Origin of the sequence: Flavobacterium sp. LC2016-12, from assembly GCF_015351595.1 — a bacterium.
Taxonomy (GTDB): domain Bacteria; phylum Bacteroidota; class Bacteroidia; order Flavobacteriales; family Flavobacteriaceae; genus Flavobacterium.
In genome coordinates, this window is record NZ_JADKPT010000001.1 from 827,025 (window position 1) to 841,379 (window position 14,355).

The 14,355-nt window shown below is 34.6% G+C and carries 11 protein-coding genes; 6 read left to right on the top strand and 5 right to left on the bottom strand.

Annotated features, from left to right (window positions below):
* Positions 1-6 precede the first annotated feature (6 nt).
* The 3 genes from IRZ99_RS03410 to IRZ99_RS03420 all read left to right on the top strand — a co-directional run bounded on the left by IRZ99_RS03410 (position 7) and on the right by IRZ99_RS03420 (position 4,200).
* Complete coding sequence (locus IRZ99_RS03410; protein ID WP_194655925.1) at positions 7-924, top strand: type IX secretion system membrane protein PorP/SprF; 918 nt, start codon at positions 7-9, stop codon at positions 922-924.
* A 14-nt stretch (positions 925-938) separates the two neighbouring features.
* Entirely contained in the window at positions 939-2,861 is a 1,923-nt protein-coding gene (locus tag IRZ99_RS03415; protein WP_194655926.1) for an OmpA family protein, read from the top strand.
* Positions 2,862-3,171: 310 nt separating this feature from the next.
* Positions 3,172-4,200, top strand: a complete 1,029-nt coding sequence (locus IRZ99_RS03420) for a rod shape-determining protein (RefSeq protein ID WP_194655927.1) — start codon at positions 3,172-3,174, stop codon at positions 4,198-4,200.
* A 63-nt stretch (positions 4,201-4,263) separates the two neighbouring features.
* On the opposite strand, the gene IRZ99_RS03425 is transcribed toward IRZ99_RS03420, so the two are convergent.
* The gene (locus IRZ99_RS03425) at positions 4,264-5,871 is read right to left on the bottom strand and encodes a class I SAM-dependent methyltransferase (RefSeq protein WP_194655928.1); all 1,608 of its coding nucleotides are present in this window, start codon (positions 5,869-5,871) and stop codon (positions 4,264-4,266) included.
* A 720-nt stretch (positions 5,872-6,591) separates the two neighbouring features.
* Between IRZ99_RS03425 and IRZ99_RS03430 the strand changes: the two genes are divergently transcribed.
* Together IRZ99_RS03430 and IRZ99_RS03435 are read left to right on the top strand one after the other, a co-directional pair.
* The gene (locus IRZ99_RS03430) at positions 6,592-9,771 is read left to right on the top strand and encodes a SusC/RagA family TonB-linked outer membrane protein (RefSeq protein ID WP_194655929.1); all 3,180 of its coding nucleotides are present in this window, start codon (positions 6,592-6,594) and stop codon (positions 9,769-9,771) included.
* 12 nt (positions 9,772-9,783) lie between these two features.
* Positions 9,784-11,208 carry a SusD/RagB family nutrient-binding outer membrane lipoprotein gene (locus tag IRZ99_RS03435; protein ID WP_194655930.1) on the top strand — a complete coding sequence of 475 codons (1,425 nt, stop codon included), beginning with the start codon at positions 9,784-9,786 and terminating at the stop codon, positions 11,206-11,208.
* A 116-nt stretch (positions 11,209-11,324) separates the two neighbouring features.
* Here IRZ99_RS03435 and IRZ99_RS03440 read toward each other — a convergent pair whose 3' ends face one another.
* The 4 genes from IRZ99_RS03440 to IRZ99_RS03455 form a co-directional block, all read right to left on the bottom strand.
* A complete protein-coding gene (locus IRZ99_RS03440) occupies positions 11,325-11,696 on the bottom strand; it encodes a nuclear transport factor 2 family protein (protein WP_194655931.1) in 372 nt (123 codons plus the stop codon).
* Positions 11,689-12,180, bottom strand: a complete 492-nt coding sequence (locus IRZ99_RS03445; protein ID WP_194655932.1) for a thioesterase family protein — start codon at positions 12,178-12,180, stop codon at positions 11,689-11,691. Before IRZ99_RS03445 ends, IRZ99_RS03440 begins: the two co-directional genes overlap by 8 nt.
* Before the next feature lie 53 nt (positions 12,181-12,233).
* Positions 12,234-12,815 carry a TetR family transcriptional regulator gene (locus IRZ99_RS03450; RefSeq protein WP_194655933.1) on the bottom strand — a complete coding sequence of 194 codons (582 nt, stop codon included), beginning with the start codon at positions 12,813-12,815 and terminating at the stop codon, positions 12,234-12,236.
* A 140-nt stretch (positions 12,816-12,955) separates the two neighbouring features.
* Positions 12,956-13,402 carry a hypothetical protein gene (locus IRZ99_RS03455; RefSeq protein ID WP_194655934.1) on the bottom strand — a complete coding sequence of 149 codons (447 nt, stop codon included), beginning with the start codon at positions 13,400-13,402 and terminating at the stop codon, positions 12,956-12,958.
* A gap of 166 nt (positions 13,403-13,568) precedes the next feature.
* Here IRZ99_RS03455 and IRZ99_RS03460 point away from each other — a divergent pair, with 166 nt between their 5' ends.
* Positions 13,569-14,348, top strand: a complete 780-nt coding sequence (locus IRZ99_RS03460) for a methyltransferase domain-containing protein (RefSeq protein WP_194655935.1) — start codon at positions 13,569-13,571, stop codon at positions 14,346-14,348.
* Positions 14,349-14,355: the final 7 nt, after the last annotated feature.

Sequence of the window (14,355 nt, forward strand, 5' to 3'; positions counted from 1 at the left end):
TCAACTATGAAAACAAAATTATTTACCTTCATAACAGTGTTTGTGGCAATTGCAGGTTTTGCACAACAAGACGCTCAGTTTACGCAATACATGTACAATACAATAAATATTAATCCTGCATATGCAGGTTCTCGTGGAGCCTTAAGCATTTTTGGGTTGTACCGTACACAATGGGTCGGACTGGATGGTGCACCTGAAACGAGTAGTTTTTCAATTAATACACCTATCAACAATAGTAGGCTGGGAGTTGGTGCTTCTTTGGTAAATGATAAGATTGGACCAACAAATGAGAATAATATATCCGTTGATGTATCTTATACCGTTCAGACATCTGCCAATTTCAAACTTTCATTTGGTATCAAAGGAACGGGTAATATCTTCAGTTTAGATGCCAGTAAACTGAATCCGGAAGATGCGGGAGATCCACAGTTTCAGGATTTGGATAATAAATTCTCTCCGAATGTTGGAGCCGGGGTTTATTGGCATTCTGATAAGGCTTACATCGGTTTTTCAGTACCAAATTTTATCGAAACAAATCGATACGATGATAACGATGTGGCTATTTACAAAGATAAAATCAATTATTATTTAATGGCAGGTTATGTTTTTGACCTTGATAAATACCAATACATCAAATTCAAACCTGCTGTCCTTACTAAAATGGTAGAAGGTGCACCGCTTCAGGTAGATTTATCAGCCAATTTTATGTTCTATGATAAATTTGTCGTAGGTGTCGCTTATAGATGGAGCGCTTCATTAAGTGCTATGGTAGGGTTTCAGATCACAGACGGACTTTATTTAGGTTATGGTTACGATCGTGAAACTACAAACCTAAACAATTACAATTCAGGATCACACGAGATATTCCTTCGCTATGAATTCTTTAAAAACAATGGTAAAATGACAACTCCACGTTTCTTCTAAAAAAAACTATCACTATGAAAAATTGTACACTTCTTTGTCTAATAATTGTAAATGCTTTTTCATTTGAAAGTTATGCACAGCAATCAAAAATAAATGCAGGTGATAAAAATTATAATAGCTACGCATATGTTGATGCAATAAAAACTTATGAGAAGGTTGCGCAAAAAGGCTATAAGTCCGAAGACATGTTTAAGAAACTGGGGAACGCCTACTACTTCAATTCAGATTTTGAAGGAGCAGTAAAGTGGTACGACGAATTGTTTGCAATGAATACAGATCTTGAGCGTGAATATTATTACCGATATGCACAGTCTTTAAAATCAACCGGGCAGACAAGTAAAGCAAGTACAATTCTGGACGAATTTCATTCAAAATACAAAGACGACAGCAGAGGAAATCTATATAAGGAAGACAAAAATTATTTAGACGAAATCAAAGCCCATTCAGGACGTTATACTATTGAGAATGCCGGAATCAATTCTAAATATTCTGATTATGGAACCTTTGTTCATGATAACAAAATCTATTTTGCCTCAGCCAGAGATACTGGAAATTTTTCTCAACGAAAGCACAAATGGACTGGAGAATATTTCACAAATTTATATATAGCCGATATTGATTCTGCAAAAGTAAAAAAGTTCAAAACAGATTTAAATACCAAATTTCATGAATCTACACCGGTTTTTACTAAAGATGGAAAAACAGTATATTTTACAAGAAACAATTATGTTAACGGAAAAAAAGGAAAGAATGAAGAAAAAATTACTTTAATCAAAATATATAAAGCAACGCTTGAAAACGGGAAATGGACCAACATTACTGCAGTGCCATTTGCCAGCGATAATTACAGTACAGCACACCCGGCATTGAGCCCTGATGAAAAGACATTATATTTTGCATCCGATATGCCAGGAACATTAGGTCAGTCTGATCTTTATAAAGTTAGTATAAATAATAACGGCGGATTTGGTACACCGGAGAATCTGGGAAAAACCATAAATACAGAAGGGAAGGAAACATTTCCATTTGTAACGGATGAAAACGAAATTTATTTCACCTCAGATGGGCATCCCGGACTTGGAGGGTTGGATGTATTTGTGGCAAATATTGACAGTGCAGGAAATGTCAGTAACGTGCAGAATGTTGGTTCTGATGTCAACTCCCCAAAGGATGATTTTGCATATGTAATTGATCCGGTTACCCGAAAAGGATATTTCAGTTCCAACAAAGATGGAGGACAAGGCTCTGATGATATTTATAAATTTTTAGAAACCAGAAGGCTACAATGCGTTCAGGAATTGAACGGGCTAATTACTGATGCCGAGACAGGTGTAATTCTGCCAGGAACGAAAGTTACTTTGTTTGAAAATCAGGAAATAAAAAATTCAACTGTATCAACAGTAACCGGATTTTATAGCTTTCCTGTAGAATGTGGAAAAACATACAACGTGCGAGCAGAAAATCCGGATTATACAACCAAGGAAGTTAATGTGACAATACCAAAAATAGATGGTAAAACCAGTCTTCCGATTGCTTTGGATAAAGCCATTTGTAAAGTTACCGTTGGTGATGACTTAGGAAAATGTTTTGGTATTAAAATGATTTATTTTGACTTGGATAAATCCAACATTAGAACAGAAGCCGCCATTGATTTAGAAAAAATATTGGTGGCCCTAAACGAGAATCCAACTATGAAACTTGACATTCGCTCGCATACAGACAGTCGTGCTTCATCCAAATACAATGAAGGATTATCCAACAGAAGAGCAAAATCTACAATACAATGGCTTGTTAAAAATGGTGTCGGTAAAGACCGATTAATAGGCAAAGGTTATGGGGAAACACAGCTTGTCAATAAATGTACTGATGGTGTTTCGTGTACGGAAGCTGAACATCAGCAAAACAGACGAAGTGAATTTATCATAAATTCTTTATAGGCCATTTTGAAGTAAATGAATTAAGTTGTAAAAAAATAATAAATTATAGAGAACAAAAAATATTTTCAAAAGCCTTTCCCTTAAAACGGAAAGGTTTTTTTATGTCGATAACTTCCAAATTGGTGCAACATTAAATTTGTTAATTTCTGTTATAAGAAATGAAGATTTATATTTTAATCAGAAAATTATCTTAACTATCTAAAAATTAATAACAAATACTGCCAAAATTATTATAAAATTAAGTGAAAGTTCTCGTTTAGAGAGAATAAACAAGAAACAAAAGCGTTCATTCTGTATAGAAAATTATATTATGAGCTTATTTGATTTTATGACAGTGGAGATAGCTATGGATTTAGGCACCGCTAATACATTAATAATTTATGAAGGAAAAGTTGTGGTCGATAGCCCTTCGATCGTGGCAAAAGATATTAGGACCGGGAAAATTATTGCTGTAGGCAAAGAGGCTAATTTAATGCAAGGTAAAACACACGAAAATATTAAAACAATCCGACCGCTTAAAGACGGTGTAATTGCAGATTTTGATGCATCGGAGAAAATGATTAACTGGTTTATTAAAAATATCCCCGAATTAAAGAAGAATTTTTTTACTCCCGCACTACGAATGGTAGTATGTATTCCAAGCGGTATTACTGAGGTAGAAATGAGGGCCGTAAAAGAATCTTGTGAAAGAGTAAATGGAAAAGAGGTATTTTTAATTCATGAGCCTATGGCAGCTGCAATTGGAATTGGTTTAGATGTTATGCAGCCACAAGGGCACATTATCGTTGACATTGGAGGAGGAACTACAGAAATTGCAGTTATTGCTTTAGGAGGAATAATTTGCGACAAATCCATAAAAATTGCAGGAGATGTTTTTACCAATGACATTCTGTATTTTATGAGAACGCATCATAATTTATATATTGGAGATGCTACTGCCGAACAGATAAAAATAGACGTGGGTGCTGCAATTGAGGAATTAGATTCTCCACCAGATGATTTATTGGTTCGTGGAAGGGATTTACTCACAGGAAAACCTAAGGAAGTCAAAATTACTTCCAGAGAAATTGCAAAAGCTTTAGATAAATCAATTCTAAGAATTGAAGATGCCATTATGGTAACACTTTCGCTGACACCGCCTGAACTGGCTGCGGATATTTATAATACAGGACTGTATCTTGCCGGTGGAGGGGCAATGCTGCGAGGTCTTGATCAAAGAATTTCAAGAAAAACGGATCTTCCGGTATATATTGCAGAAGATCCTTTAAGAGCTGTGGTACGAGGTACGGGAATTGTTTTAAAAGACATACCTAAATATAAAAGAGTACTGATATCTTAATTCTTTAAAGAAATTTATAAAAGGTAAAACCTCCAAAGTCATTGATTTTGGAGGTTTTTTCGTTTAGTTTCCTTTCAATAAATTGATACTTACCGTAGCGATATCCGCTTCCGGAAATCGTTTAAAAATTGCTTTATCTGGAAATAATCCTGCTTCTGCTGCAACCTTATTAAAGACATCAATCTCAACAATGTATTGATCGGAAAAACCATGTGTAGCATCATAGGCCGTCGCAGGTGTTTTTCCTAAGTTACTGGCAGCCAATTTTGGATTTATGGTATGCAACTCAATCAGAAGCAAACCAAATTTCCGCACATAAGGAGACCATTTTTGCAGATGTTCCAGGAGATTATCTTCTACCATATTATTACTGATTCTTTTTCCTCTGTAAGCAAACGCACCAGTTGAGGTACTGATTCTATTTTTGTTGATGTACTCAGGATCTGTCCAAATACGATTGTGATCCAGAAATGTCCTTACGTTTAGTAAATCTTTCAGGTCAATATTGTAATTTTCTCTTAAGTCATCTGAAAGTAGGTCAGGGCGACCAATATCTCCCCAAATTACTTTTGCCCAAATATCTGCTTTTATAAGATTAGCTCTGGTTACTTTAAGGGCAGCCTGATTAAAATCGGCTCCCACCAGAAACAATGGATATTCATCCAGCATTTTTCCTCTTAAAGTTTGCCTGTCGATTACTTCAAAAATGTGTTGCAGAAAAGCGCCATTGCCACAACCCATATCGAGAATTCCTTTGGGTTGTTCTTCAATAGGTAAATTAAAAAGTTTAATGATAATTTCATCTACCACTTTAAAGTAAGTGTCGTGAGCACCGCCGCTTCCCCAAACATTCATTTCACGATCTACATGAATTTCATTTTCACCATCGGCTATCATTCTTAAAACAGCCGGGTCTCCAAAAATTAATTCTTCAATTTTGGCAAAAGTTGGTAAATAAGAAACGGTCACGCCATAAGCACTTGATCTCTTTGCAAAAAATAATCCCACTTCGGTAAATTGATAATTTCCATTTTTTTCCAGAAACCAGCCAAGATGCACCAAAAAGTCCAGGATTTTTTTAAAATTTTCAGGCGATTTATGAAACTCTTCGGGTTTGAAAGAAGTCTCCATGAAATATTTATGAAACATTCCGTTCATTGCCAAACGAACTATAGTGGGCGCAATCAGATAACCTTCAATATGTTTTAAAACCTGATCCTGAATGGTGTTAGTAAGAACATCATTAGTAGTTGTAATTCCATATCCTTTCTTATATTTTTCAAAAATAATATTGAGTTTTTCAAACGGTACATCATCAAAAATACGGGTATGGAAATGGATCGAAAAGTGAAGTAAATCAACAACATCCTGATACAGATGGAACAATGAAAAAGCTATTTCTGTCTTTTCATTAACTGAGATCTTAATTTCCTGTGTTTCATTATTGACTTCATAATCTAAAAAGCCTTGTGAAGCTAAAATTCTCAAGCCAACATTCAAATAGCCTTCATTGGCTCTAAAAGCACTTAGAAGTTCTGTCAGCTGTACTTCCTTTTTGTTTAGGATAAACGCTAAAACTTCCTTTTTTTTAAGAGCAATTGCAACTGGAGCAACAGCTAAGCCATCAAGATGTCTGAAAATAGAACCTCTGAGTAATGATTTATCGTTCATAGTGTAAAAATGAAGGTTTCTTACTATAAAGATAGTTTAAAATGAAATCTGATGTTAGACATTTTGAATATATAAACCATTTTTTAGAGGATTTGTAAGGAACGGGAAGTCTTTAACGGATACATCAGTTATCTCAGTTTCGGAGTTTTTAAAAAGGCTTATTCTTCCACTGCAGTCTTTAAAAATTAAGAAAATTCGTATTTATTAAAAGGTTTTGCAAAAACTAGTAACTGTCTTGTTTAAAGTGATTTAAAATTCCACTAAAATTTTAGTTAACATTTTTTTTGCAAAAAAATCTCTTAAAACTTGGGTTTTTAAATTTTTAATATACCTTTGTTCTATCAAATTGGTAGAATTTAAAAATCCCTATATACAAAGGGATGGAAGGCTATAAAAGGATTTGATTTAAAAAAACACGAACCATTTTGATGATTAATTCTTCAAAGCTTGTTGCTTTTGAAATTCGTCAAATGTCTAATACATAAAATTTTTGATAAGAGAAAACCTTGAAATTTTGGGTTAAAACTTTTATAAAAACCAATTTAAATAATAGTAATCTAAAAATATAAAAATGAAAAAGCGAATGTGTTGCAAATAAAAAAACCATTTCTGTTGCAGCAGAAATGGTGAAGCTTAAAGAAATTGTTCATCTCTATAAGAAAAGCGAGAATGGAGTTAATCCGTTCAGGGCTTACTTATTTTTTAAACCAAAACAAAGTAATGAAAAAAAAATTAAATAGATATATCTGGTTGTGTATTTTCTTGATTTCCATCGGAATTAAAGCACAAGAAACCAAACCTTTAATTCAATCTAAACTCGAGGGAATAGTTGTAGATGCTATTACAAAAGAGCCTATTATCGGGGCCTCAATTAATATTAAAGGAACAACACACGGAGTTGTAACTGATTTTGACGGGAAGTTTTTTTTCCAGACTGGACAAAAATTACCTTATACCTTAATAGTAAGTTTTTTAGGGTATAAAAAAGCAGAATTTGTAGCAAATACAAACGCTGTTGTTATTGAGCTTACTCAGGAACAAAATGCGTTATCAGAAGTAGTAGTTACCGCACTTGGTATTTCAAAAGAAAAGAAATCTTTAGGTTACACTACCCAAGCTCTTAAAGGTAAGCAATTGTCTGATACTAAAGAAACTAACTTTCTGAATAGTCTTACCGGTAAATTGGCAGGAGTTCGTATTACCAATTCACAAGGAGATATGGGATCTTCACGTATTATTATTCGTGGGGAGACTTCTATAGCGGGAAATAACCAGCCATTATTTGTCGTGGATGGAGTTTCGGTAGATAACTCGCAGTTGAACTTTGGTGGTGCAACTCGTGATTTCAAAAATGCAATTGCCGATTTGAATCCTAATGATATTGAAACATTAACCGTATTGAAAGGCCCTAATGCAGCTGCGCTTTACGGATCACGTGCTGCGCATGGAGTTGTCCTTATAACAACAAAATCTGGAAAAGGTCAAAAAGGATTGGGTATAAACTTCAGTACTGGTATAACGGTTTCTCAGGTTAGCACTTTGCCTTCTTTTCAGAATTCATTTGGACAAGGATCAAATGGGAAATTTAGTTACGTAGATGGTAAAGGAGGAGGAGTTAATGATGGGGTTGATGAAAGTTGGGGACCTAAAATGGATGGACGCCTTATTCCACAGTTTTATTCAAACGGTGAGGCAGTACCTTTTGTAGCTCATCCCGATAATGTTAGAGATTTCTTTAATACTGGTCTTACATATGATAACAGTATTTCTGTGGCAAAATCAGATGAAAAATCAGATTTTCGTTTGGGAGTAAACAATCAAAAACAATTAGGAACGGTGCCTAACAGTGAGGTTAACAAAACAAACTTTACCGTTAACACGAATTACCAAATATCCAAAAGTGTAAAAGTAGGTGTAAATGCTAACTATATTGTTACTAATGCGCCAGCTTTACCAGGTGGTCCTTCGGGTAACCGTGCTGCCGGTGTAATGCTTCAGTTTCTTTGGTTTGGACGCCAGGTAGACATCAATGAACTTGATAAGGATTGGACCAGAAACTGGAATAACAGCTATTATAGTAATCCGTATTGGAATGCAAATTATAATACTACAAGTCAACAGCGTAACCGATTAATTGGTGATATTCACTTGGATGCAAAGATTTTTGAAGGACTTAATTTTAAATTCCGTACTGGAGTTGATTATTATAATGATCGCAGAAAGTATGAGATTAAGTACGGTACAAATGGAACTCCTTTCGGATCATATGCTGAAGATGCATACACTGTAAACGAACAAAATACAGAAGGTATTTTTACTTATACTAAAAAACTAAACGATGATTTTAGTTTAGATGCCCTTGCCGGATTCAACGTTCGTAACCATAGCGATGCAAATAATTATCAAAAAGCGCCACGTTTGGCAGTACCTGATTTATATACATTAACTAATTCAAGAGATCCTTTAACTTCATCAAACTCTTTGTCGAGATTAAGAGTATACAGTGCTTATGCTTCGGCACAACTGGGTTATAAAAATTATGCATTTTTGAACGCAACAGCTCGTAATGACTGGTCGTCAACATTGCCAAGCAATAACCGTTCTTATTTTTACCCTTCTGTTAGTGGTAGTTTGGTATTGTCTGATGCTTTGAAACTGAAAAGCAATACACTTGATTTGTTAAAGATACGCGGTGGCTGGTCTGAAGTTGGTAATGATGCAGATCCGTATCAATTGTCTACGGTTTACAATTTTCAAACTGCATTTGACGGAAATCCGATTCAAACTTCTTCTCAGAAGAAACTTAATGAAAACTTAAAACCGGAAACAACACGCTCAACCGAAGTTGGTTTAGAAGCTTCTTTCTGGAAAAACAGACTTCATTTTGATTTTGCTTATTACAATACCAATAGTTTTGATCAGATTTTGGAGATAAAGACTACGGCTTCAAGTGGTTATAATTCACAATTAATCAATGCAGGTAAGATAAATAATCGTGGTATCGAAATTCAGTTGGACGGAAATCCTGTTCAAAATGAAAATTTCAAATGGAATGTTGCTGTAAATTATTCAAAGAACATAAGTGAAGTGGAGATTTTGGATTATGATAAACAGATTCAAAATTACACGATTGGCTCTTCAGGAGGTGTTGATGTTTTGGCATCTGTGGGACAGGCTTACGGGGCACTTTATGGAACAGCTTATCAACGTGATGCCAATGGAAATATAGTAGTAGGAGCGAACGGATTACCAAAAGCTGATCCCCAAAAGAAAGTACTGGGACATTACACACCAGATTATTTAGCAGGTGTAACCAATACATTAACTTATAAAAACCTTGAATTCTCATTTCTTGTTGATGCTAGTGTAGGAGGAGAGCTTTTCTCAGGAACAAACAGAACAGGAATTTATACTGGAGTACTGGCTGAAACTCTTCCGGGACGTGACGCCGCTAATGGTGGATTAAATTACTATTTGGCAGGTACTACAAAAACTTTATTACCAGCAGGTACAACAGCGCCAGGTGGAGCAGCGGTATATGATGATGGAATGATCTTTAACGGAGTATACGCCGACGGAACTCCTAACTCTTCCGTTCTAAGTGCACAGGAATATTACAAAGCGTCATACAATATTAGTGAAGCCTATATTTATAGTTCGACTTTCGTGAAATTAAGAGAAGTAAAATTGGCTTATAACTTCAATAAGGCATTTGCTAAGAAGCTGGGATTAGATGGAGCAAGCATTACTGCAGTAGGTCGTAACCTGTTTTTTATCTATAAAGATGCACCAAATATTGATCCTGAAACAGCTTTCAATACTGGAAATGCACAAGGATTGGAGAGTTTATCTCTACCAACTACCAGAAATTTCAGCCTTAATGTCAATCTAAGATTTTAAAAATACAGAATCATGTTAAAAAAAATATTATATACAACGCTATTTGCATTTACACTGACTTCATGCAGTGATACTTTGGACGATATTAATAAAAATCCAAATGCAACTGAAACACCATTGGCACCTTACCTTTTAACAGGAACCCTAAAACAAGGGGCTGATTTATATTGGGGCTCGACAAATAACTTTGATTCGTCACTGTTATTTGTGCAACATTGGGCTAAAATCCAATATACGGAACCGGACAGATATGATGTGTCTAATACTTCTTTCACTACTTTGTGGAATACTGGATATGCAACTTTGATTACGGATTTGAATACAATTATCAATTTTTCACAAGAACAGGCAAACTCAAATTATAAAGGGATTGCATTAACATTACGTTCATGGACATTTTTATTGTTGACAGATGCTTATGGAAGCATTCCTTATAAAGAAGCAGGTCTAAAAGTAACTCCGGCGTATAATACTCAAAAGGAAGTATATACAGGATTACTAGAAGATTTGAAACAAGCACAATCTTTATTAAATACAGCAAATGGAACCGTAACAGGTGACTTATCCTATAAAGGTGATATTTTAAAATGGAAAAAACTGGTGAATTCACTTCGTTTGCGTATTGCATTGAGAATATCTGACAGAGAACCAGCTTTGGCTAAACAAGCTGCGATTGAAGCTACAAGCGATGCTGCAGGAGTACTTGGCAGCAATAGTGATACTTTTAAGTTTACTTACACTAGTTCGCCTCAGCAAAATCCTGCTTCTGCATGGTTCGAAACTCGTGATGATTATCGTATTTCAAAAACAATGGTTGATAAGTTAAATGAATTATCCGATCCACGTTTGCCTGTCTATGCGCAATTGCCATCAGATGTAAGTGTAGGTAAGTACGTTGGGGGTGCAAATGGATTATCAAACAGTGATGCTAATAGTCAGGGTTTTGCTAAAACTTCAAAACCGGGAACTTATTTCCTAACTTCAGCATCGCCGGCAGTACTTGTTTCTTATTCTGAAGTACTGTTTAATCTTTCTGAAGCGGTAGCTCGTGGTTATATTTCTGGAGATGCAGAACAGCTTTATAAAAATGCAATTACGGCATCGTTCAATCAATTTGGGATTACCGATGCAACCGTTATAGCTAATTATCTTAATCAAACCACCGTAAAATACGATGCAACAAATTATGCTAAATCTATCGGTACACAAAAATGGATTGCATTCTATGGACAAGGTCTTGATGCTTTTACGGAGTGGAGAAGATTGGACTATCCAGTATTGACAGCTGGTCCGGCAACGGTTTTAGACGGAAAAATACCTTCACGTTTCTTTTATCCGGGCACAGAGCAATCTTTAAATGGGACTAGCTATCAGGCAGCAATCGCGGTTCAGGGTAAAGACTTGCTAACTACAAAACTATGGTTTGATGTCAAATAGTATTGAAGATCTAAAGGGATACATCAAATAAAATAGTATAATAAAAAAGCTCCGCAAAGATATATTTTGCGGAGCTTTTTGCTTTAATATAAAAACGTTTTTAGAGTTGTTTATAATTATTTTATGCCTGCAAACTGCTTAGGATCATAAAAGAATTTTTCTGATTGTATGAGTTCGCCCTCCCAGCTTTGACGGGTAATTTCTTCAATTTCAGAAATACTTCCATTTTTCCATTCAAATCGGAAATACCATTGAATAACAACCTGATCACCATTTACAAAATAGGGACGAATGCATTTGGATACTAATGATTTGACTTTTTGAAGCGTATTTTTTTCATTAGCAACAAGTAAACCCCTGCCTACACGAGGTTCGGCCTGGTTTTCCTGCATTGAAGCATCGGATGTGTAGAATTTTTCAATTGCCTTATCATGTTCATTAGATTCGACCATTGCAATAAATTCTTCTATTGTTTCTAGTTTAGGCATACGTTCTGTTTTTTGCTTTTTGAACAATTTCTAAATATCTATTTTCAAAAATAGCCTGATCGACAGGTAAAACAACAGATTCAAATAATTTAATCAATTCCTCAGAATGGTTTGCTACTTTTTTTGCCTGAATGTTGTAGTGAATAAACTTTATCCATAGTATGGCTTTTAATTCTGTTTCATCTTCATTCCACATTTTCATTTCAACGAGTAGGAGATTGTCTGTATATTGAATTAACTGCGATTCAATCAGTATCGTTTCCATTGTGAATGCCGGTTTCAAATAGCTTATCTGATTCGAGGCAACTACCCAGCTCAGACCTGTAGTCTTCATGTATTTAAAAATGTCAAGATCATAATTTTCAGCAATTTGATCTTCACGGACATTAATGAAATATTCTAAATACTTGGAGTTGTTCAAATGATTAAAAGGATCACAGTCCTGAAATCTAACTTTTCTTTTTGTCTTTAATATTTTTTCCATCTTCTAAATATATTACATCAAATACCGATCGGTATTTGACGGGTTAAAAATTTTTATTTCCTGATGCTGCTAATTATAGTAATATCTATAAAATCCATTGCATCATTTATGTAGGTTGCGTCATTGTGTGTAAAGGCCAAAAGCGAACTTCCTTCAATTAGGGATAAAATTATTTTGGCATATTTTGTTGCGTCAGTATTTGGCTGAATTTCATTGTTAAGGATGCCATCACTTATAATATTAGTTAAACCAATAGTAAATTTTTGGGATAGATTTTGTGCCGATTTAAATAGTAGCGGATTGATGAATTTTGTATCAACTCCTGCTCGTAACATTGGACAACCGCCCATGTCTTTAACCAGATCATAATAGCTGCGCTGATACTCTGTTATAGCATGCAATTTATTTATACTGCCTTGTTTAGCGGCAACAAGCTTGAATAAAGGTGTTATGGCTAAGTTTATATTTAATTGAAAGGCTTTTAATGCTAAATCTTCTTTGTTCGAAAAATTGCAGTAAATCGCACCTTTAGTAAGTCCGGTAGCCTTTGTTATATCGGTTAAGCTGGTGCCTACGTATCCTTGTTTATTAAAAATTGGAGCTACTTTATTTAATATGATGTCTGAAGTATTCATGATTTCTAATTTACGGGCTAAGATTTATGACAAATATAGCGCAAATACCAATCGGTATTTAATGGTAAATAAAAAAAATCTCATTTTTAACTAAATGAGATTGTGCATTATAGTTCACTAAATGAATGTTTTAAAAGCTATTAAAGCAATAGCCAGTCCAAAGAGAAAGCAGCAATGATGAAAATACTGTGTACAAATACAAGCTGAAGATAATATCCTTTAAAATTAGCAGTATGCACGGAAGGTATAATTTCAAGCAGAAAGGTCCAGCTTATAATTCGGATCAATGCACTGATAACACCTATAATTATGCTGGTCGCCCAGGAAATTTCGGTGAATTCACAATACCATATCAGGTAATAAACGGTTGCAAAACATAGTCCAAAGCTATGGTGCAGTACCTTTCCGATTCTTAATTTGGTTTTTAGCGATAACTCAATAGCAATAGTAGAAAGAATACTTGTAAGCAACGTAGGTTCCTGATAAATTTTTGAGTCTGGTGTTGCTATTGACTTATTGAATACTTTTATAATACAACAGGCGATAAGCCACGAAATAAAAATTTGAAAGAGCAGGGGCAAGATCATGAAGGGGTGTTATTTTTACACTTCAAATATAGTATTGAAAAAGCTAAGAATAAAGTTAAAAATTGAAAAGGGTAAATTTTCTTCATTTTCTTATTTATGCACCTAGTTTTATTTTCGTAATTTAGTTAGCAACAGAAGTGATTAATAACATAAAATTGAGAACCTTATGCCTTGGAATCCGGAAATATATAATAAGTTTAAAGACCTTCGTAATAAACCATTTTATGATCTAATAGATTTTATTGAATTACAGGAAGCTTCAACTGCAATTGATTTAGGATGTGGCACTGGTGAACAAACCGCCATATTAGCCGAAAAGTTCAGCAAAACTGATTTCCTTGGGATTGATTCATCAGCTGAAATGCTGATACAATCAAAATCTTTAGAGACTGCTAATCTTCATTTTGAACGTTTGTCAGTAGAAGATACACTCGAATCAAACAAAAAATGGGATTTAGTTTTTAGTAATGCTGCGCTTCAGTGGTCTGATAATCATGAAATATTATTTCCAAAACTGATTAATTCACTTACTTCAAAAGGTCAGTTTGCAGTGCAGATGCCCATTCAGAAGGAAAATATTCTAAATAAAATTTTATATCAGTTAGCGGAAGAAGACCCTTTTAAAGCCTATTTTAAAGGATGGAGAAGAGATTCTCCTGTTCTAAGTATGGATGAATATGCGCAAATTATGTTTGATGGCGGATTAGAAGAAATTCAGATTATGGAGAAAGTTTATCCCATAATTGCTCACGATCATGATACGCTGTATAATTTTATTTCTGGCTCGGCTCTGATTCCCTATTTAGAGCTTCTTCAGGAAGATCAAAAGCAATCCTTTATAAAAGCATTTAAAACTAGAATTGAAGAAAAGTTTCCAAAGCTTCCTGCTATTTATGCATTCAAAAGAATTCTGCTGTATGGAAGAAAAAGTCAAGAAAATAGATAACCAGTTC